This window comes from Cellulomonas sp. Marseille-Q8402 (assembly GCF_965119525.1).
The window spans coordinates 479,174-496,783 of record NZ_CBCPLX010000001.1; the positions used below are offsets into that span (position 1 = coordinate 479,174).

Sequence of the window (17,610 nt, forward strand, 5' to 3'; positions counted from 1 at the left end):
CCGCCAGGCGTGCGTCGGTCGCGCACGAGAAGATGGATCCACCATCCCCCACCGACGAGGAGACACGTCCGTGCCCACGCCTCCGCTGCCGTCCGACGCCGTCGAGATGCTCAAGCGCCCCAACCCCGCCGTCATGGCCACGCTGCGCAAGGACGGGTCGCCGGTCACCGCGGCGACCTGGTACCTGTGGCTGGACGACGGCCGCGTCCTGCTCAACCTCGACGGGACCCGCGTGCGGCTCAAGCACCTGCAGCGCGACCCCCGCGTCACGCTCACGGCCCTCGACTCGGACGACTGGTACACCCACGTGACCCTGCTCGGCCGCGTCGTCGACCTGCAGCCGGACACGGACCTCGCCGGCATCGACCGCCTCTCGCAGCACTACACCGGCAGCGCCTACCCGGATCGGACCAGCCCGCGCTGGTCGGCGTTCATGGAGGTCGATCGGTGGCACGGCTGGGGTGCCCACAAGGACTGACGGGCTGGTGAGCCGCGCGGGCGTCCCGTGCTGGTCCGAACGGGTGTTGTCTCCCTCACGCGCGGACAACGCTTGCCGTGCGCTGACCAGCGCAGAAGCGGTCGCGCGCGGTCGATCGCGGTGCGGTCGCGGAGATTCTCGACGAGATAGATGATGGTTCAACTACCAAGGTGGACTCACCCCTGCCGATGAAGAAGGGGACGGCCGCCGCGTCCAGCGACGGCCGGGACCCGTCACTCGTCGAGCGGAGAACCGCATGTCCACCCTGGAGCTCGCTCCCCCCTCGTCCGCCAGCATCCTGGGCGAGCCGCTGAGCGTCCGTGAGCGCGTCGTCCTGGCCGAGCTGGGCGAGGACGTCACGCTCGAGGACATCGCGCGGCGCCTGTTCGTCTCCCGCAACACCGTGAAGACGCAGGTCCGCTCGGTGTACCGCAAGATCGGCGTCTCCACCCGCGCCGAGGCGGTCGCCTGGGCCGAGGCCGCCGGCATCCGCTGAGCGCCTCGCGCCGTACGGTGGCCGGGTGGCCGACCTCATCGACGCGACGCGCCTCGACGAGCGTCTGGTCCGTGCGCTCCTGACGGAGCAGCACCCGCAGTGGCGCGATCTCCCGGTCCGGCCGGTCGGGCTGCACGGCAACGACCACCGGATCTTCCGGCTCGGCGACGACCTGACGGTGCGTCTCCCGGCCTCTGCCGCCTCCGTGCCGCAGGTGGTGAAGGAGCAGGAGTGGCTCCCGCGGCTCGCGCCCCACCTGCCGCTGCCCGTCCCCGAGGTGCGCGGCGTCGGCCGGCCCTCCGGGCTGTTCCCCGCACCGTGGTCGGTCTATCGCTGGCTCCCCGGCGAGCCGGCCGCCGTCGCACCGGCCGACGACCCGGTCCGGTTCGCGGCGGACCTGGCCCGGTTCCTCGTCGCCCTCCGCGGTGTCGACGCCTCCGACGGCCCGGCTCCCGGACCGCACAGCGCGTTCCGCGGCAGCCCGCTCACGCACGGGGACGACGAGGTCGGCGACATCCTGCACCGGGTCCACGGGAGCGAGCGGGAACGGGCGGCGGCGATCTGGCGCGATGCGCTCGAGGCGACCTTCGAGGACGACCCCGTCTGGTTCCACGGCGACGTCTCCGCCCACAACCTCCTGGTGAGGGACGGCGCCCTCGCCGGGGTCCTCGACTTCGGGTGCTCAGCGGTCGGCGACCCGGCGTGCGACACGGTCATCGTGTGGACGCGCCTGACCGGCCGCGCGCGGGAGGTCTTCCGGCGCGAGCTGGCCGTCGACGACGCGACCTGGGCGCGGGGCCGCGGCTGGGCGCTGTGGAAGGCGCTGATCATGATCACGAACACGCCGCCCGGCCAGGCCGAGCTGGCCCGTCACGTGCTGGACGAGCTGCTCGCCGGCGTGTGACGGGACTGCGGTGCCGCTGCAGTCACCTCCAGGTGACGGGCGCGGGGAAGTACTGGTTGTCGGCCGACGCCATGAACGACTGGTAGGTCTCCCCGTTGTACTCGGCGGAGGTGACGCGGACGCCCTCCTCGGCGAGCGCGACGAAGCACGAGATCAGCACCTGCTCCTCCTCGTCGTACTCGGGCAGGAGCAGGCCGCAGCTGTCGCCCGGGGAGTTCAGCGAGAACCCGCTGGTGAGGTACTGCGCGTCCGACCCGTCCTCGGCGATCGGGAACAGGTCGACGGTCTGCGGGCTGGAGTCCGCGGGGATCTCGTACAGCCACTGCTGCTGCGTCACGACGGCGTACGGGGTGTAGGCCGCGAACTCCTCGGCGTTGCTGAACTGGTCGAAGATCGCCGGGTCCAGCTTGCGCACGGCGAGCACGCTGACGCCGACGCCGCCGGTGACCTCCTCCTCGCCGAACGTCACGGTCTGGTTGAGCCACGCGGGCTGGCCGACGGCGAGGGCGGTGCCCGGCGGGGTGACGGCTGCCGGCGCGCCGAAGTCGACGGCCTCGACCTCGTGCTCGACGGGCAGGGCACCGGTGCCGCGTGGGGTCTTCTCCCCCGCGTCGGCGTCCGCCTCCGGGCTCGCGTCCGAGGCCGACCCGGTGCCGACGTCCGTCGCGGAGCCGTCGTCACCGCCCGAGCAGCCGGCGAGGACCAGGGACAGGGCGATCACGCCGGAGGCGGCGAGAGGGAGGGAGCGCACGGAGGCACCTTTCGAGCGGGGCGCAGGCTCGGCGCACGCACAGGGGGGACACAGCGACTGTAGGACACAGCCACCTGCGCCGCTCACCGGGCCGGCCTGCTGACCTGCGCTTCGACCGGCCTGGGTCAGTGCTTCTCCGGGTCGTGGCCCCAGTTCATCAACGAGTACCGCCACGCCGTGCCGGTGACGTCGCCGGACGGCTCCTGGGCGAGGTGCCGGTGCACGTAGCCGACGACCTTCTTCATGTGCGCGTAGTCGTCGTCCGTCAGGTCGGCCTGGTGGGTACGGGCGAGCTCGACGATGCGGCGGCCCGAGCGGTGCCCGACCGACTCGCCGCCGCCCTCCTTCTGCCCGACCGACCTCGACTCGTCGGTGTCCAGCCAGCGCTCGAGCTCGGCGGGTGTCAGGTTGACCGCGTCGCGGTAGTCCCGCGCCACCTGGGCGCGCTCGTCGTCGTCCATGCCCGCGATGCTGCCACCGGCCGTCCGACCCCGCGCGCCAGTCCCGCCGGCCGGCGTCAGGGCGACACCTCGGCGACGTGCTGGCTCAGGTCCAGCCCGCCCGACGTCTCGACGACGACCGCGGTGAGGTCCGTGACGGCCCAGGTCTGGTGCGTCTCCCCCGGCTCCCAGACGACCAGCATGCCTGCACGCAGCGGGACGCGCGGGCCGTCGTCGGTCTGCGCCTCGCCCTCACCGGCGACGACGGCGAACACCTGCCGGCGGACCGCGGGGTGGCGCCCGAGGGTGCCACCGGCGGCGACGTGCGCGACGTGCACGCTCACCGCGTCCGCGGCGGTCAGCGGCGGCAGGAACTGCATGAGCACGCCGACGCTGGCGAAGGCCTCGACGGGTCGCTGCGGGATCCGGAAGACGCGCACGACGCCCATGCTCCCAGCACGGCGGACGCCGCGGCACCGGTCCGGTCGACCGGTGCCGCAGCAGGTGCCGCGCGAGGTCAGGACGCGGAGCGGTCCACCGCCACGTCCAGCACCCACACGACGCCGAACGGGTCGCGCAGCATCCCGTACAGCGGCGACCACCCGGCCGGCGCCAGGGGGACGACGACGGTGGCCTCGGTACTGAGCCGCTGCCAGTACCCGGTGATCTCGTCGACCGAGGCACTGCGGACCGAGACGAAGTAGGCGTTCTGCCCGGGCTCCCAGGGCATCGACGACGGCACGTCGTACGCCATGACGTGGAAGCCGTCGTCGCTCACGACCTGCCCCCACATCACGAGGTCCGCCTCGGCCGGGTCCTGGGCGGCGCCCGCGTCGGCGTAGGTCGCGATGGCGATCTGGCCGCCGAACACGGACCGGTAGTGCTCCAGGGCGGCACGCGCGGTCCCGCGCAGGTTGATGTGGGTGACGGTGCTGACGGACATGCTGTCTCCTCGGGTGGTGCGCCGCAGCCGGTCGCTGCGGCGTGCCACCACTGTCCCCACCGATGCGGACAGGATGTGTCCGCATATCCCGGCAGACTGAGCAGGTGCCCACGACGTCCTCCCGGCTCCTCTCCCTCCTGTCGCTGCTGCAGGCGCGCCGCGACTGGCCGGCCGCCCTCCTCGCCGAGCGGCTCGACGTCAGCGACCGCACCGTCCGCCGCGACGTCGACCGGCTCCGCGAGCTCGGGTACCCCGTGACCAGCACCCGGGGCCGCGAGGGCGGGTACCGCCTCGACGCGGGCACGCAGCTCCCGCCGCTGCTGTTCGACGACGAGCAGGCCGTCGCCCTCGCGGTGGCGCTGCGGACGGCGACGGCGTCCGGCGCGGCCGTCGAGGAGGCCGCGGCCCGCGCGCTCCAGACGGTTCGGCAGCTCCTGCCCGCGCGGCTCCGGCACCGCGTCGACGCGGTGCAGGTCACCGTCGCGGACCGCATGGCGACCACGAGCAGCACCGCGACGACGAGGAGCACGGCGGGCACGCGCGATCCGGGACCCGAGGGCCGCGGCGGGCTCGCCGATCCCGCGGTCCTCGACGCGATCGGGGCCGCCGCCCGCAGGCGCGAGGTGCTCCGCTTCGACTACCGGGCGCCCGCGGAGCCGCCGACGGGTCCGGTCCCGCCCCGCCGGGCCGAGCCGCACCACCTGGTCACGCGCGGGGGTCGCTGGTACCTGGTGGCGTGGGACCTGGACCGCGCGGACTGGCGCACGTTCCGCGCCGACCGCATCGCGCTCCGGACGCCGAACGGTCCGCGCTTCGCCCGGCGCGAGGTGCCCGGGGGCGACGTGATCGGCTTCGTCACGGGCCGGTTCCGGGGCGCCGAGGACGGCGGCGACTGGCCGTGCCGCGGTGAGCTCGTGGTGCACGCCCCGGTGGCGGAGGTGGCACCGTTCGCGTACGACGGCGTGGTCGAGGCGCTGGGTCCCGACCGGTGCCGCCTGCAGCTCGGTGCGTGGTCGTGGGCGGGGCTGGCCGCGGCGGCGGCCCGGTTCGACGCGGAGCTGGAGGTCGTGGGCCCGCGCGAGCTGGTCGACGCCTGCACGCGCCTCGCCGGCCGGTTCGCGCGCGCGGCGGGCTCCGCGGCCGGCGAACGGGCGAGGAGCGGCGCATCACCGGGGTCTACTTCCTGACCTTCTCGGACTCCCGTGGGAACCCGACCCGTGTGACGCCTTACCGTCAGGTCGGCCGCCCGGCCGACGCTAGCCGACCAGACCCGATGCCGCAGGACGACGTGGCCGGCTCTCGTCTCAGTACACGTTTCGCTGTACTGTCAGGGGATGGACACCGTCACGCTGACGCACACGGCGGCACTCGCCCGCCTCGGGCACGCGCTCTCGGACGAGACGCGCACCCGCGTCCTGCTCGCGCTGCGGGAGGCGCCGGCGTACCCGTCCGACCTCGCGGACGCTCTGGGCGTCTCCCGCCAGGTGATGTCGAACCAGCTCGCCTGCCTCCGCGGCTGCGGGCTCGTCGAGGCCATCCCGGAGGGTCGCCGCACCTGGTACCGGCTCGCGGACGGCCACCTCGCCCCCGCCCTGGGCGACCTCCTCGCGCTGGTCCTCGCCGTCGACCCGACGTGCTGCGGTCCCGACTGCACCTGCGGCCGGGCCCCGGCGTGAGCGCCACGCCCGGCGCCGCACGACCGCTCGGCGCCGCCCGCCGTGCCGTCCTGCGCCGCCGCATCCGGCTGGTCGTCACCGCCACCATCGCCTACAACGTCGTCGAGGCGGTCGTCGCCATCGCCGCCGGCCGCGCCGCGTCCTCCAGCGCGCTCATCGGGTTCGGGCTGGACTCCGTGGTCGAGGTCCTGTCGGCTGCCGCCGTCGCGTGGCAGTTCACGGCTCCCGACCCCGAGGTCCGGGAGAAGGCGGCGATGCGGACGATCGCCCTCGCGTTCTTCGGGCTGGCGGCGTTCGTCACCGTGGAGGCGGCGCGGACGCTGCTCGGTGGTGCGGAGCCGGAGCACTCGACGGTCGGCATCGTGCTGGCCGCCGTGAGCCTCGCGGTGATGCCCGCGCTGTCCTGGGTCGAGCGGCGCGCCGGGCGGGAGCTCGGATCCGCCTCGGCCGTGGCCGACTCCCGGCAGACGCTGCTCTGCGCGTACCTGTCCGCCGCGCTGCTGCTGGGCCTGGTGCTGAACAGCGCTCTCGGCTGGTGGTGGGCGGACCCGCTCGCCGCCGTCGTGATCGCCGGGTTCGCAGTTCGAGAGGGCATCGAGGCGTGGCACGGCGACGCCTGCGGGACGCCGCTCGCCGAGCTCGTCGGAGAGGGCTCCCGGGGACCGACGGGCTGACGTCGGGACCGCCGCCGGGGCCCGGACCGCGCCGCCGGTCTGGTCAGCGCGCCGCAAGCGTGAGACGGTCGGAGCGTCGTCGACCCGAGCCCGCCGTCCGAGGCGGGCGATCGGCGTGCACCTCCGCCACGCCGTCGACGTCAGGAGCAGCACCCTGCACCCCGCCTCCGCCCGGCCTCCCGCGTCCGCCCGTGTCCTCGCCGAGGCCCGGTCCGCCTGCGGCACGGTGCAGGTGCTGGAGTCGGACGGCGCGCTCGACGTGCGGTTCACCGGCGAGCTCGACTTCGGCATGCGCACGTCGTTCGACGACGTCGTGGACGCGGTCGCCGCCGCCGGGCGTGCCGCCGAGCTGGACTGCCGCGAGGTGACGTTCTGCGGCGCGGAGGGCGTGCGGATGCTCGTCCGGCTGCGCGACGCGGCGGGCACGCAGGGCGTCCGGCTCAGCGCCTCGGGCTGCGTGCGCCGCGCGCTGGCGCTCTGCGGAGACCCGATCCCGGTCCGCGCGGCACGACGCGCGGTGCCCGTCCGCGGCACCGGCACCGTCGGGGCGCGGGTCCGGCCGGTCTGATCGCGGCACCGGTCCGGACCCGCGGGTGCGATCGGGCGCGCCGTGCCGGGCGGCGTCAGCCGGTCCGATCCACCACCCCGGCAGCGCCGCCCGACGGCGCGTCCTCCCCCGCACCCGGGGAGTGCGCGTCGCGCTCGGCCTGGATGGCCTCGGCGATCCGCTGGATCCGGCGCATCCGCGCGTCCCACGTACGTCCGACGCCGTCGAGCTGCGCGACCGCGCGTGCGAGCTGGGCGTCGTCGACCCGGTAGCGCTTCTCCCGGCCCTCGGTCGTCGCGAGCACCAGGCCGACCCGGTGGAGCACGCCGAGGTGCTTGGCCACCGCCTGCCGGGTCACGGGCAGGCGCCCGCTGAGCGACGTGGCGGTCCCCTCGCCGTCGATGAGGAGCAGGTCGAGCAGCCGGCGCCGGGTGGGGTCGCCGACGGCGGACCAGAGCCCGTCGTCGACAGCGTCGCGAGCGTCGTCCGCGGTGCCGTCGGTCAGGACCGCGCCGCTGGCCGCGACGCCGCCGCTGGTCACGGCCGCGCCGCCAGGCGTGCCGCGTACGCCTCGAGCCGCGGGAGGAACCAGTCCCAGCCCTCGACGTGCTCGGCGTACCGCTGCTCGAGGACGGCGATCTCCCACCCCTGCTGCCGGAAGCCGGTCTCCGTCATCCGGACGCGCGTGCCGGACCCCGCGGGTTCCAGCTCGAACGTGACCAGCAGCGAGTTGCCGGCCGCCGCCTCCACGCCTGCGGGATGGGTCCACCGGAACGAGAAGGTGCGGTGCGGCCGGGCCTCGACGACCGTCAGCTGCTCGACCACGGCACCGGGCTCGCCGCGCTCGCCGAACACGACGACTCCCCGCGCCCCGGGGCCAGCCCCGTCGAGCTCGGCGTCGTCGGGCCACCACTCGCGGAGGTGCTCCGGCCTGCTGAGCACCTCGTAGACCACCTCGGGGGTGGCGGCCACGTGCATCTCGCGCTCAATGCTGCCCAGCTCGAGCACCGGGTTCTCCTGCGTCATCGCGAACTCCCTTCAGTGCAACCATCGGTTGCTAAAAACCTACGCTCGCCGCTCCGAATGCGCAACCATGAGTTGCACTGAATTCTCCTCGTCATCCACCCAGGCGGCGCCTACGCTCGCGCCATGCCCGCCGACGACGCCGATGCACTCGGTCCCGCCCTGCACCAGCGCGCCGTCGAGAGCGGCTTCAGCGGCGTGATCCGGGTCGACCGCGCCGACGAGACGCTGTTCGCGCACGCCTACGGGCTGGCCGACCGCGCGCACGGCGTCCCGAACACCGTCGAGCACCGGTTCGGCACCGCGAGCCTCGCGAAGGGGTTCACGGCCCTGGCCATCGGCTCCCTGGTCGACGAGGGCCGCCTCGCGCTGTCGGACCCGGTGCGCCCCGTGCTCGGCCGCGACCTGCCGCTGGTCGACGACGCCGTCACGGTCGACCACCTGCTGAGCCACACCTCGGGGATCGGCGACTACCTCGACGAGAGCGCCGGCGGCGCGATCAGCGACTACGTCCTGTCCGCCCCCACGCACCTGCTGGACGACACGGAGGCGTTCCTCCCGATGCTGGAGGGACGCCCGCAGGTGTCCGCCCCGGGAGCGGCGTTCGCGTACAACAACCAGGGTTACGTGGTCCTCGCGCTGATCGCCCAGCGCGTGTCGGGCACCCGGTTCGCGGACCTCGTCACCGAGCGCGTGTTCGTCCCGGCGGGGATGACGCGCTCGGCCTTCCTGCGGATGGACGAGCTGCCCGGTGACGTGGCACGCGGCTACCTCGCCGCCACCGGCCTGCGGTCCAACACGCTGCACCTGCCGGTCGTGGCCACCGGCGACGGCGGGGCGTTCACGACCGCCGCGGACCTCGCGGCGTTCTGGCCGGCGCTGCTCGCGCACCGGGTCGTCTCGGCGGAGACGCTGGCCGCGCTGACCACCCCGCGGAACGTCGACGAGGGGGAGCGGCTGCGCTACGGCGCCGGGTTCTGGCTCGGGCTCGACTCCCCCGACCTGGTCCTCGACGGCTACGACGCGGGCGTCTCCGCGCGCACCCGGCACGACCCGACGTCCGGTGTCACGGTGTCCGTGCTGTCGAACTGGTCCGACGGCGCGTGGCCGGTGCTGCGCGAGCCCGACCCGCCGGCCCAGCGCGACCTGCCGGATCAGCCCGAGCAGGCCGGCCGACCCGGCTGACGCGGGCTCACGCCCCGACGTACGCCGCCAGGTGCTCGCCGGTCAGCGTCGCCCGCGAGGCGACCAGGTCCGCCGGCGTGCCCTCGAACACGACCCGTCCTCCGTCGTGCCCGGCGCCCGGCCCGAGGTCGATGATCCAGTCGGCGTGCGCCATCACGGCCTGGTGGTGCTCGATGACGATGACGGACTTGCCGGAGTCGACCAGCCGGTCGAGCAGCCCGAGCAGCTGCTCCACGTCGGCCAGGTGCAGGCCGGTGGTCGGCTCGTCGAGCACCAGGACGCCGCCCTTCTCCCCCATGTGGGTCGCGAGCTTCAGGCGCTGGCGCTCGCCGCCGGACAGGGTGGTGAGCGGCTGGCCCAGGCTCAGGTAGCCGAGGCCGACGTCGGCCAGCCGGTCGAGGATCGCGTGCGCCGCGGGGGTGCGGGCCTCGCCGGTGCCGAAGAACTGCTCGGCCTCGGTGACGGACATGGCCAGCACCTCGGCGATGTTCTTGCCGCCCAGCGTGTACTCCAGCACGGACGCCAGGAACCGGCGGCCCTCGCACTCCTCGCAGGTCGTGGCGACGGAGGCCATCGGCCCGAGGTCCGTGTAGATGACCCCCGCGCCGTTGCACGTCGGGCACGCACCCGCGGAGTTCGCGCTGAACAGCGCGGGCTTCACGCCGTTGGCCTTCGCGAACGCCTTGCGGACCGGCTCGAGCAGGCCCGTGTAGGTGGCGGGGTTGCTCCGGCGCGACCCGCGGATCCCGCCCTGGTCGATCGAGACCACGCCGTCCCGCCCCGCGACGGACCCGTGCACGAGGGAGCTCTTGCCGGAGCCGGCGACCCCGGTGACGACGACCAGCACCCCGAGCGGCACGTCGACGTCCACGCCCTGCAGGTTGTGCGTGCTCGCACCCCGCACCTCCAGCGCGCCCTTCGGGGCACGGACCGACGGCTTCACCGACGCGCGGTCGTCCAGGTGCCGACCGGTCAGCGTGCCGCTGGCCCGCAGCCCCTCGACCGTCCCCTCGAACACGATCTCGCCGCCGGCGGTACCGGCGCGCGGCCCGAGGTCGACGACGTGGTCCGCGATGGCGATCGCCTCGGGCTTGTGCTCGACGACCAGCACGGTGTTGCCCTTGTCCCGCAGCCGCAGCAGCAGCTCGTTCATGCGCTGGATGTCGTGCGGGTGCAGGCCGATGGTCGGCTCGTCGAACACGTAGGTCACGTCGGTCAGCGAGGACCCGAGGTGCCGGATCATCTTGGTCCGCTGCGCCTCGCCGCCGGACAGGGTCCCCGACGGCCGGTCCAGCGAGAGGTAGCCCAGCCCGATCTCGACGAAGGAGTCGAGCGTCTCCCCCAGCGACTCCAGCAGCGGGCCGACCGACGGCTCGTCGAGCGCCCGGACCCAGGCGGCGAGGTCGCTGATCTGCATGGCGCACGCGTCGGCGATGCTGATCCCCGCGACCTTCGACGACCGGGCGCCCTCGTTGAGCCGCGTGCCGTCGCAGTCCGGGCAGGTGGTGAACGTGACCGCCCGCTCGACGAACGCGCGGATGTGCGGCTGCATCGCGTCGACGTCCTTCGCGAGCATCGACTTGCGGATCTTGGGGATCAGGCCGTCGTAGGTGAGGTTGATGCCCTCGACCTTGATCTTGGTCGGCTCCCGGTGCAGCAGGTCGTGCAGCTCGGTCTCGGTGAAGTCGCGGAGCGGCTTGTCCATGTCGAAGAACCCGCTGCCGGCGAAGATCCGGCCGAACCAGCCCTCCATCGAGTACCCGGGCACGGTGATGGCGCCCTCGGCGAGGGTCTTGTCGGCGTCGTAGAGCTGCGTCAGGTCGAAGTCCTGGACCGTCCCGCGGCCCTCGCACCGCGGGCACATGCCGCCGGTGATGCTGAACTCGCGGCGCTCCTTGGTGGTGGTGCCGCCCTTCTCGAACGTGACCGCGCCGGCGCCGCTGATCGAGGCGACGTTGAACGAGAACGCCTGCGGCGAGCCGACGTGCGGCTGCCCGAGCCGGCTGAACACGATCCGCAGCATCGCGTTGGCGTCGGTGACGGTGCCGACGGTGGACCGCGGGTTGGCTCCCATCCGCTCCTGGTCGACGATGATCGCGGTGGTGAGGCCGTCGAGGACGTCGACGTCGGGGCGGGCGAGCGTCGGCATGAACCCCTGCACGAACGCGCTGTAGGTCTCGTTGATCATCCGCTGGGACTCGGCCGCGATGGTCGCGAACACCAGCGAGCTCTTGCCCGACCCGGACACGCCGGTGAAGACCGTCAGCCGGCGCTTCGGGATCTCCAGGCTGACGTCCTTGAGGTTGTTCTCCCGCGCCCCCTGGACCCGGATCAGGTCGTGGCTGTCCGCGACGTGCGCCGCCTGCCGGTCGGTGCTGGTGGCCGTGGTCATGGGTGTCCCCCTCGGTCGGGCAGCCGCCGCTGCCGGGTCGCGCGCACGGTCACCGGTGCCCGGCGCAGGGACCACCGTAGCGGCGGGCCCCGACACCCGGGACCCCCTCAGGCCCAGGTGACGGCGCGCATCGCCGGCGGGGGCACGGTGGTGCCAGTGCCGGGTCGTCGTCCACCGCGGCCGGGACGTGCGCCAGTGGCTGGTGGGCGCGCCCGGACGACGCCGTCCGTCGAGGTCATGCGTCGTCGTCACCTGCTCTCGTGCCGCCGCGGACTGCACACATCCGCCGTGAGCCGCGTTTCTAGGGGGCACACCGCACCGACCCCCTGGAGATCATCGTGAACGCGACCCCCACCACCACCGGCGCCCGCCGCAAGCCGCTCCGCCTCGTCGCCGTCGGCCTCGCGGCGACCACGCTGTGCGTCGCCGGTGCCGGCTTCGCCGCGGCGGCCAACCCGGAGACCCGGTTCGCCCGGGCCGTCGAGGGCGCCGTCCAGGCCGTCGGCATCGACTGGTCGGCCATGCCCGAGAACTACACCCAGGCGCAGTACGAGACGTTCTGGGGCGCCGGCTACGGTGCGCAGGACGTCGAGGAGCTCAACGAGCTCTGGGGCACCAGCGACACCGAGACCAAGGCCCGCGCCGGCCAGCTGCTGATCGACGGGCAGCCGGTCCCCGTCGCGCCGTCCGGCCCCGAGGACACCAGCGTCGCGGCGATCACCGCGGAGCAGTCCGACGCGTTCTTCGGCGCCGGCTACACCGGCGAGGACGTCGAGGAGCTCAGCGCGCTGTGGAGCACGGAGTTCCTCGAGACCAAGGCCCGCGCCGGCCAGCTCCTCCTGGACGGCGAGCAGCTGCCGATCGAGCCGAGCGGGACGCCGGTCGAGGTCGCCGGCTCCTGACGCCACCGCCACCGCCGACGACCCGCCCCGAGAAGGAGACGACCATCGACGCGCCCGTCCTGACCCTGCGCACCGGCTTCGAGCTCGAGCTGCTCGCGCCCGCCGGATCCGACCGGCAGGTGCTCGCCGACGCGCTCGCCGCCCGCAGCGGCGGGCGGGTGCGCCGGTCGTTCCACCCGGACAGCGAGCCGTCGGCGGTGGCCGGCGTGGGGGTGTTCCGGCACCTGTCCCCCGCGTTCGACGTCGAGGACGCGGACGGCCGCCCGGTCGCCCGCCTCGTCGACGACATCACCCTGGAGGCCGACGTCGCCGGCAGCCCCACCCCGCCCGGGCACCGCGGCTGGTACCGGGTGCTGTGCGACGACGCGCGCCTGCTGCGGCTCGTGGACCGGCACGCCGACCCCGGCACCCCGCTGGCCGAGGTACTCCGCCCCGTCGCCGCGCTGTTCGGCGTCGCGGTCGAGCTGGTCGGGCGGGCCGCCCGGGTGAACGACCCCGCCGGGGCGACGATCGCGGTGGCGCTGCCGCTGCCCGCGGGTCGCGAGCGGCCGTGCGAGGTCGTCACCCCGCCGCTGACCGCCGACCACGCGGAGCAGCTGGAGCGGCTGCTGCGCCCGGCGCGCGAGCTCGGCTTCACCGTCCCGCGGGAGGCCGCCGTGCACCTGCACGTCGACGGCGCGCCGTTCCGGACGCCCGCGGCGTTCGCCAACCTCGTCCGGCTGTTCGGGCACTGGCACACCGAGCTGCGGGCGGTGCTCGGCACCAACCCCGCGTGTCGCCGGCTCGCACCGCTGCCGCCCGCGCTGCTGGACCTGGTCGAGCAGCCCTGGCTCGACCACGACGACGCGTGGCCCCGGCTCCGGGACGCCGCCCGCGCCGTCGGGCTCACCAAGTACGCCGACGTCAACCTCACCCAGCTCGTCGCCGAGCACCCCGTCCGGGACACCGTCGAGGTGCGCCTCCTGCCCGGCGCGATCGACGGCCCGGCGGTCGTCCGGCGCGCGGCGGTCGTCGAGGCGCTGCTCCTGCGGTGCCGCGAGGACCGGCCGCTGCCCCGCCCGGACGAGGTCGCCGCCGGCGACCCGCTCGCGGCCCTGCTGGGGCGGGCGCCGGGCGCGAACCTCGAGGAAGCGCGCCGGTGACCACCTGGATCCCCGCCCCCGACAGCGTCCCCACCCCCGTCGTGCCGCGCTGGGAGGCGATCCCCCTCCCGCCGCACGCGCCCGAGGCCCCGACCGCCGTCCCGTCGCCCGCCCGCGGCCTCGGCGACGTCGTGCGGGCCCATCTCCCCGGCCTGCTCCGGTACGCGACCGTCCTGGTCGGCGACGAGCACACCGCCGCCGACCTGGTGCAGGAGGTGCTGCTCCGCGCGCACGTCCGCTGGCACCGGATCGCGCTGATGGACCGGCCCGACCTGTACCTGCGCCGCATGGTCACCAACGAGCACCTGTCCTGGCGCCGCCGCTGGCACGTCCGCACCATCCGGCCCGCCGCGGACGAGGTCCTCGCCGCGCACGCCGGCAGCCGCGCCGACCACGCGCACGGCATCGTCGAGGAGGACGCCATGTGGCACCACCTCACCGCCCTGCCCCCGCGGCAGCGCACCGTCCTGGTGCTGCGCTACTACGAGGGCCTGTCCGACGTCGAGATCGCCGGCGTCCTCGGCACCTCCGCCGCCACCGTCCGCTCGCACGCCTCCCGCGCGCTCGCCACCCTGCGCGCCGCCGACCTCCCGACCTCCGAGGAGCAGCCATGACCGAGCACCCCCGCCCCGTCCGCGCCACCGGCGACGCGCTCGAGGACCAGATCACCCGCGCCCTGCGGTCCCGCGAGCCCGCCGCGGCCGACACCGCGGCCGCGACGGCCCGCCTCGAGGCGCGGCTCGCCGAGGCCGCGGCGACCCCCGCCGCAGCGGTGTCCCTGGCCGCCCGTCGCGGGGCCAAGGTCGCTGCGGCCTCGGTCGCCGCCACCGCGCTCGTCGTCGTGGGCGCCGGCGCCGCCGCCGCGAGCAACCCGTACACGGGGTTCGCGGTCGCGGTCGAGGGCGTCGCGCACGCCGTCGGCATCGACTGGACCGCGATGCCGGACAACTACACGCGCGAGCAGTACCAGGCGTTCTGGGCCTCCGACCACGCCGACGACGTCGACCGGCTGTCCGAGCTGTGGGGCACGGACAGCACGGAGACCAAGGCGCGGGCGGGCCAGATGCTGCTGGACGGCGAGCCGATCCCGGCCGTGCCGCCGCTCGACCCCGCGGTGGCGACGGAGGCGCAGCAGTTCGCCGCGTTCTGGGACGCCGGGTACACGTACGAGGACGCGGAGCAGCTCGCCGCCCTGTGGGGCGTCGCGCCGGCCGAGGCGAAGGCGCTCGCGGGTGCCGACCTGCTGGAGGGGCAGACCCTGCCCGTGCCGCCCTCCGGCGAGCCGGAGGCCGCGGGCTCGCTCGGCTAGCGCCCGCGGTACGGGCGGAAGAACGCCCGGAGGTCCTCGGCGTACAGCTCCGGCTCCTCGAACGGCGCGAAGTGCCCGCCGCGCTCCGGCTCGGACAGGTGCACGAGGTTCGTCGTGCGCTCGAGCCACGCCCGCGGCGGCCGCAGGACGTCCCCGGCGAAGAGCGCGAACCCCGACGGGACCTCGACCCGGCGCGCGAGCTGCTCGGGCGGGATCGCCGCGTTCGCGGCGTACATCCGCATCGACGAGGCGATCGTGCCGGTCAGCCAGTACTCGGTGACGAGGGCGAGGATCTCGTCGCGGGTGAAGCTGCGCGCGAGGTCGCCGCCGCAGTCGCTCCACGCCCGCAGCTTCTCGACGATCCACGACGCCAGCCCGGCGGGCGAGTCGGTCAGCCCGACGGCGGCGGTCTGCGGCCGGGTCCGGTGGATCGCGCCGTACGCACCCTCGGCCGCGAGCCACGCCGCGCCGTCCGCCAGCCACTGCCGCTCCTCGGGCGTCAGGTCGGCGGGGTCCCCCGCGTACCGCGGCACCCCGCTGTCCGTCCGGTGCACGGCCACGACGCGGTCCGGGTGGTCGAGCGCGAGGTACCGGCTGACGTGGCTGCCCACGTCGCCCCCCGCGGCGCCGAACCGCTCGTACCCGAGCAGGGTCATGAGCTCCGCCCACAGCCCGGCGACGGCGACGGTGTCCATTGGCGCCCCGCGCGGCGCGTCCGAGTGGCCGAACCCCGGCATGTCCGGCACCACGACGTCGAACGCGTCGGCCGGGTCCGCGCCGTGCGCGCCCGGGTCGGTCAGCAGGTCGACCACCTTGCGGTACCGCCACGTCGAGTCGGGCCAGCCGTGGCAGAGCACCAGCGGCAGCACCGGCCCCGTCCGGTCGACGGCGCGGGCGTGCACGTAGTGGATCCCGATCCCGCCGAGCGTGACCCGGTAGCGCGGGAGGCGGGCGGCGGCCGCCTCGTGCGCGGCGAAGTCGAAGCCGTCCGCCCAGTACGCGACGAGGTCCCGCAGGTAGCCGACGTCGGTGCCGAGGTCCCAGCCCGCGCCCTCGGGTGCGTCGGGCCAGCGGGTGGCCCGCAGCCGCGCCCGCAGGTCCTCGAGCGCTGCGGGATCGGTGCGGGGCGTGAACGGCTCGGGGCGGGGCGCGGCGTCCGGCATGAGCCTCACCCTAGGACCGCGTCAGCGGACCAGGACACGGTCCGGCCAGCCGCCGTACAGCGCACCGTCCCAGACCCAGACGCCCAGGCCCGCCTCCGCCGGGAGCGGCGACGTCCACCGGTGCGCGCCCGAGGCCATCGACCACGCGCTCAGCACCGACGGCGCCCCCTCCACGATCCCGCCCGTCACTCCGTCCTGCTCGACGAGCAGCAGCTGACGCCCGTCCGTGACCGGGGAGAACCACGTCCCCGCCGAGCCGCTGCCCGCGACGTCGCCCGCCTCCGGGTCGCGCACGGTGCGCCAGACCTGCGTGCCGTCCCGCGCGTCCAGCGCCCACACCGCAGCGCCGTCCGCGCCGTAGAGCACGTCGTCCAGCAGGATGAACGACCCCTCCGCCGGGCCGACCAGCGCGTGCTCCCAGACCACCTCGCCGGTCCGCGGGTCGACGGCGTGCAGGCGGCGGTCCCCGTTCTGGACGTCGGTCAGCAGGTCGAGCGCCGGCACGCTGCCGTCGTCCACCGCCAGGTCCACCGGGACGCCGAGCGCCAGGACGTCTCCCGACCCGTCGGTCCCCCGCAGCCGCGTCAGGGCGTCGTCCGGGTCGGTGGTGATCAGCCGCTCGTCCCGGCCGACCCAGACCTGCGACCCGGTGGTCTCCAGGACCCCGTCCGCCCGGTCCACCGCCCACGCCTGCTCGGTGAGGTGCACGACGACGTGCGCCTCGGTCACCTCCAGGTACGGCGACATGTCGGGGATGCCCGCGAGAGCACGGGCGTCCACGGGGAGGTCCGTCGACCAGCGCGGCGACCCCGTCGCCGCGTCCTCGGCGGACACGCGCACCGCGTCCTCGAGCACCTCGCCGAGCACCAGGTCGTCGCCGACCACCAGCGCGGCCGCGCGGGGCGCGAGCGCACGCTCGCCGATCACCGCGCCGGTGCGCGGGTCGAACGTCAGCAGCCGGGACCGGACCGGCGGGTCGACCGTCCACCCGCCGTCCCCGACGTCGGTCGCCGGGCTGTCCTGGACGAAGCAGACCACCCCCACCCCCGGAGCGTCGTCGGCGGTGCAGCGCGGACTCTCGATCGAGGCGATCTCGGCCGCGTACGCCGCGTCCTCCACCTCCGTGCGCCAGACCTCGGCACCGGACGTCGCGTCGACGGCGTGCACCGCCCGCGGCTCGCCGGAGACCGCGTCGACCCCGACCACCCGGAGCTCGTCCACCCGGACCCCCGCGCTCGGGAGGTCGGCGGGGTCGGTGCGCTCGGTCGTCAGATCCGGTCCGACGTCGTACCCGACCACGCCGGCCTCCTGCCGCGCCGCCGCGACCCTCGCGCGATCGCGCGCGTCGAGCAGCAGCTGGGTGCCCACGGCCGCGGCGACGGCGAGCACGCCGAGCGGCCACCACCGCAGCACGGCGCGGCGGCGGCGCCGTCGTCGAGCCGCGTGGTCGGTCGGCTCGGAGCCCGACGGCGCAGGTCCGGGGTCTGGCCCGGCGCCCTCGGACGCGACGAGCTCGACCTCCTGCATCCCGTCCGGTCGAGTCATGACCCGCAACCTATGCGGGTGGGGGTGGCGCGTGCGGACG

At 75.0% G+C, this 17,610-nt stretch carries 21 protein-coding genes; 12 read left to right on the plus strand and 9 right to left on the minus strand.

Features of this window, described 5'->3' with window-relative positions; translation table 11 throughout:
• Positions 1–70 precede the first annotated feature (70 nt).
• The 3 genes from ACWPWW_RS02305 (at position 71) to ACWPWW_RS02315 (ending at position 1,878) form a co-directional block, all read left to right on the plus strand.
• Positions 71–478 (plus strand): PPOX class F420-dependent oxidoreductase, encoded by a 408-nt coding sequence (locus ACWPWW_RS02305; protein ID WP_454048729.1) that lies wholly within the window; start codon positions 71–73, stop codon positions 476–478.
• A 256-nt stretch (positions 479–734) separates the two neighbouring features.
• Entirely contained in the window at positions 735–974 is a 240-nt protein-coding gene (locus ACWPWW_RS02310) for a LuxR C-terminal-related transcriptional regulator (protein ID WP_454048730.1), read from the plus strand.
• Between the two features lie 25 nt (positions 975–999).
• Complete coding sequence (locus ACWPWW_RS02315) at positions 1,000–1,878, plus strand: aminoglycoside phosphotransferase family protein (protein ID WP_454048731.1); 879 nt, start codon at positions 1,000–1,002, stop codon at positions 1,876–1,878.
• 22 nt (positions 1,879–1,900) lie between these two features.
• On the opposite strand, the gene ACWPWW_RS02320 is transcribed toward ACWPWW_RS02315, so the two are convergent.
• From ACWPWW_RS02320 to ACWPWW_RS02335, 4 genes are all read right to left on the minus strand, one after another.
• Positions 1,901–2,629: a hypothetical protein gene (locus ACWPWW_RS02320; RefSeq protein ID WP_454048732.1), complete on the minus strand. Its 729-nt coding sequence runs from the start codon at positions 2,627–2,629 to the stop codon at positions 1,901–1,903.
• A 125-nt stretch (positions 2,630–2,754) separates the two neighbouring features.
• A complete protein-coding gene (locus ACWPWW_RS02325) occupies positions 2,755–3,090 on the minus strand; it encodes a DUF3140 domain-containing protein (RefSeq protein WP_454048733.1) in 336 nt (111 codons plus the stop codon).
• 56 nt (positions 3,091–3,146) lie between these two features.
• Positions 3,147–3,509, minus strand: coding sequence for a cupin domain-containing protein (locus ACWPWW_RS02330; protein ID WP_454048734.1), 363 nt, complete (start codon positions 3,507–3,509; stop codon positions 3,147–3,149).
• A gap of 77 nt (positions 3,510–3,586) precedes the next feature.
• Positions 3,587–4,012: a VOC family protein gene (locus ACWPWW_RS02335; RefSeq protein ID WP_454048735.1), complete on the minus strand. Its 426-nt coding sequence runs from the start codon at positions 4,010–4,012 to the stop codon at positions 3,587–3,589.
• A 104-nt stretch (positions 4,013–4,116) separates the two neighbouring features.
• On the opposite strand from ACWPWW_RS02335, the gene ACWPWW_RS02340 reads away from it, so the two are divergent.
• From ACWPWW_RS02340 to ACWPWW_RS02355, 4 genes are all read left to right on the plus strand, one after another.
• Positions 4,117–5,199, plus strand: coding sequence for a helix-turn-helix transcriptional regulator (locus ACWPWW_RS02340; protein WP_454048736.1), 1,083 nt, complete (start codon positions 4,117–4,119; stop codon positions 5,197–5,199).
• A gap of 147 nt (positions 5,200–5,346) precedes the next feature.
• Complete coding sequence (locus ACWPWW_RS02345; RefSeq protein WP_454048737.1) at positions 5,347–5,688, plus strand: ArsR/SmtB family transcription factor; 342 nt, start codon at positions 5,347–5,349, stop codon at positions 5,686–5,688.
• Positions 5,685–6,362 carry a cation transporter gene (locus tag ACWPWW_RS02350; protein ID WP_454048738.1) on the plus strand — a complete coding sequence of 226 codons (678 nt, stop codon included), beginning with the start codon at positions 5,685–5,687 and terminating at the stop codon, positions 6,360–6,362. Before ACWPWW_RS02345 ends, ACWPWW_RS02350 begins: the two co-directional genes overlap by 4 nt.
• Before the next feature lie 115 nt (positions 6,363–6,477).
• A complete protein-coding gene (locus ACWPWW_RS02355) occupies positions 6,478–6,930 on the plus strand; it encodes an STAS domain-containing protein (RefSeq protein WP_454048739.1) in 453 nt (150 codons plus the stop codon).
• A 55-nt stretch (positions 6,931–6,985) separates the two neighbouring features.
• Here ACWPWW_RS02355 and ACWPWW_RS02360 read toward each other — a convergent pair whose 3' ends face one another.
• Entirely contained in the window at positions 6,986–7,450 is a 465-nt protein-coding gene (locus tag ACWPWW_RS02360; RefSeq protein ID WP_454048740.1) for an ArsR/SmtB family transcription factor, read from the minus strand.
• Positions 7,447–7,935 carry an SRPBCC family protein gene (locus ACWPWW_RS02365; RefSeq protein ID WP_454048741.1) on the minus strand — a complete coding sequence of 163 codons (489 nt, stop codon included), beginning with the start codon at positions 7,933–7,935 and terminating at the stop codon, positions 7,447–7,449. The genes ACWPWW_RS02360 and ACWPWW_RS02365 overlap by 4 nt, the downstream gene beginning before the upstream one ends.
• A gap of 123 nt (positions 7,936–8,058) precedes the next feature.
• Between ACWPWW_RS02365 and ACWPWW_RS02370 the strand changes: the two genes are divergently transcribed.
• A complete protein-coding gene (locus tag ACWPWW_RS02370) occupies positions 8,059–9,117 on the plus strand; it encodes a serine hydrolase domain-containing protein (RefSeq protein ID WP_454048742.1) in 1,059 nt (352 codons plus the stop codon).
• Between the two features lie 7 nt (positions 9,118–9,124).
• Here ACWPWW_RS02370 and ACWPWW_RS02375 read toward each other — a convergent pair whose 3' ends face one another.
• Positions 9,125–11,509: an ATP-binding cassette domain-containing protein gene (locus ACWPWW_RS02375; RefSeq protein ID WP_454048743.1), complete on the minus strand. Its 2,385-nt coding sequence runs from the start codon at positions 11,507–11,509 to the stop codon at positions 9,125–9,127.
• Positions 11,510–11,847: 338 nt separating this feature from the next.
• On the opposite strand from ACWPWW_RS02375, the gene ACWPWW_RS02380 reads away from it, so the two are divergent.
• The 4 genes from ACWPWW_RS02380 to ACWPWW_RS02395 all read left to right on the plus strand — a co-directional run bounded on the left by ACWPWW_RS02380 (position 11,848) and on the right by ACWPWW_RS02395 (position 14,862).
• On the plus strand, positions 11,848–12,411 hold the full coding sequence (locus ACWPWW_RS02380; protein ID WP_454048744.1) for a hypothetical protein: 564 nt from the start codon (positions 11,848–11,850) through the stop codon (positions 12,409–12,411).
• Between the two features lie 65 nt (positions 12,412–12,476).
• Complete coding sequence (locus ACWPWW_RS02385) at positions 12,477–13,553, plus strand: amidoligase family protein (protein ID WP_454050380.1); 1,077 nt, start codon at positions 12,477–12,479, stop codon at positions 13,551–13,553.
• Positions 13,550–14,167, plus strand: coding sequence for an RNA polymerase sigma factor (locus tag ACWPWW_RS02390; protein WP_454048745.1), 618 nt, complete (start codon positions 13,550–13,552; stop codon positions 14,165–14,167). The genes ACWPWW_RS02385 and ACWPWW_RS02390 overlap by 4 nt, the downstream gene beginning before the upstream one ends.
• Positions 14,164–14,862, plus strand: coding sequence for a hypothetical protein (locus ACWPWW_RS02395; RefSeq protein WP_454048746.1), 699 nt, complete (start codon positions 14,164–14,166; stop codon positions 14,860–14,862). The genes ACWPWW_RS02390 and ACWPWW_RS02395 overlap by 4 nt, the downstream gene beginning before the upstream one ends.
• Here ACWPWW_RS02395 and ACWPWW_RS02400 read toward each other — a convergent pair.
• On the minus strand, positions 14,859–16,025 hold the full coding sequence (locus tag ACWPWW_RS02400; protein ID WP_454048747.1) for an epoxide hydrolase family protein: 1,167 nt from the start codon (positions 16,023–16,025) through the stop codon (positions 14,859–14,861). The two genes, ACWPWW_RS02395 and ACWPWW_RS02400, sit on opposite strands and share 4 nt — an antisense overlap.
• A 21-nt stretch (positions 16,026–16,046) precedes the next feature.
• Positions 16,047–17,570, minus strand: coding sequence for an outer membrane protein assembly factor BamB family protein (locus tag ACWPWW_RS02405; RefSeq protein WP_454048748.1), 1,524 nt, complete (start codon positions 17,568–17,570; stop codon positions 16,047–16,049).
• Between the last annotated feature and the right edge of the window lie 40 nt (positions 17,571–17,610).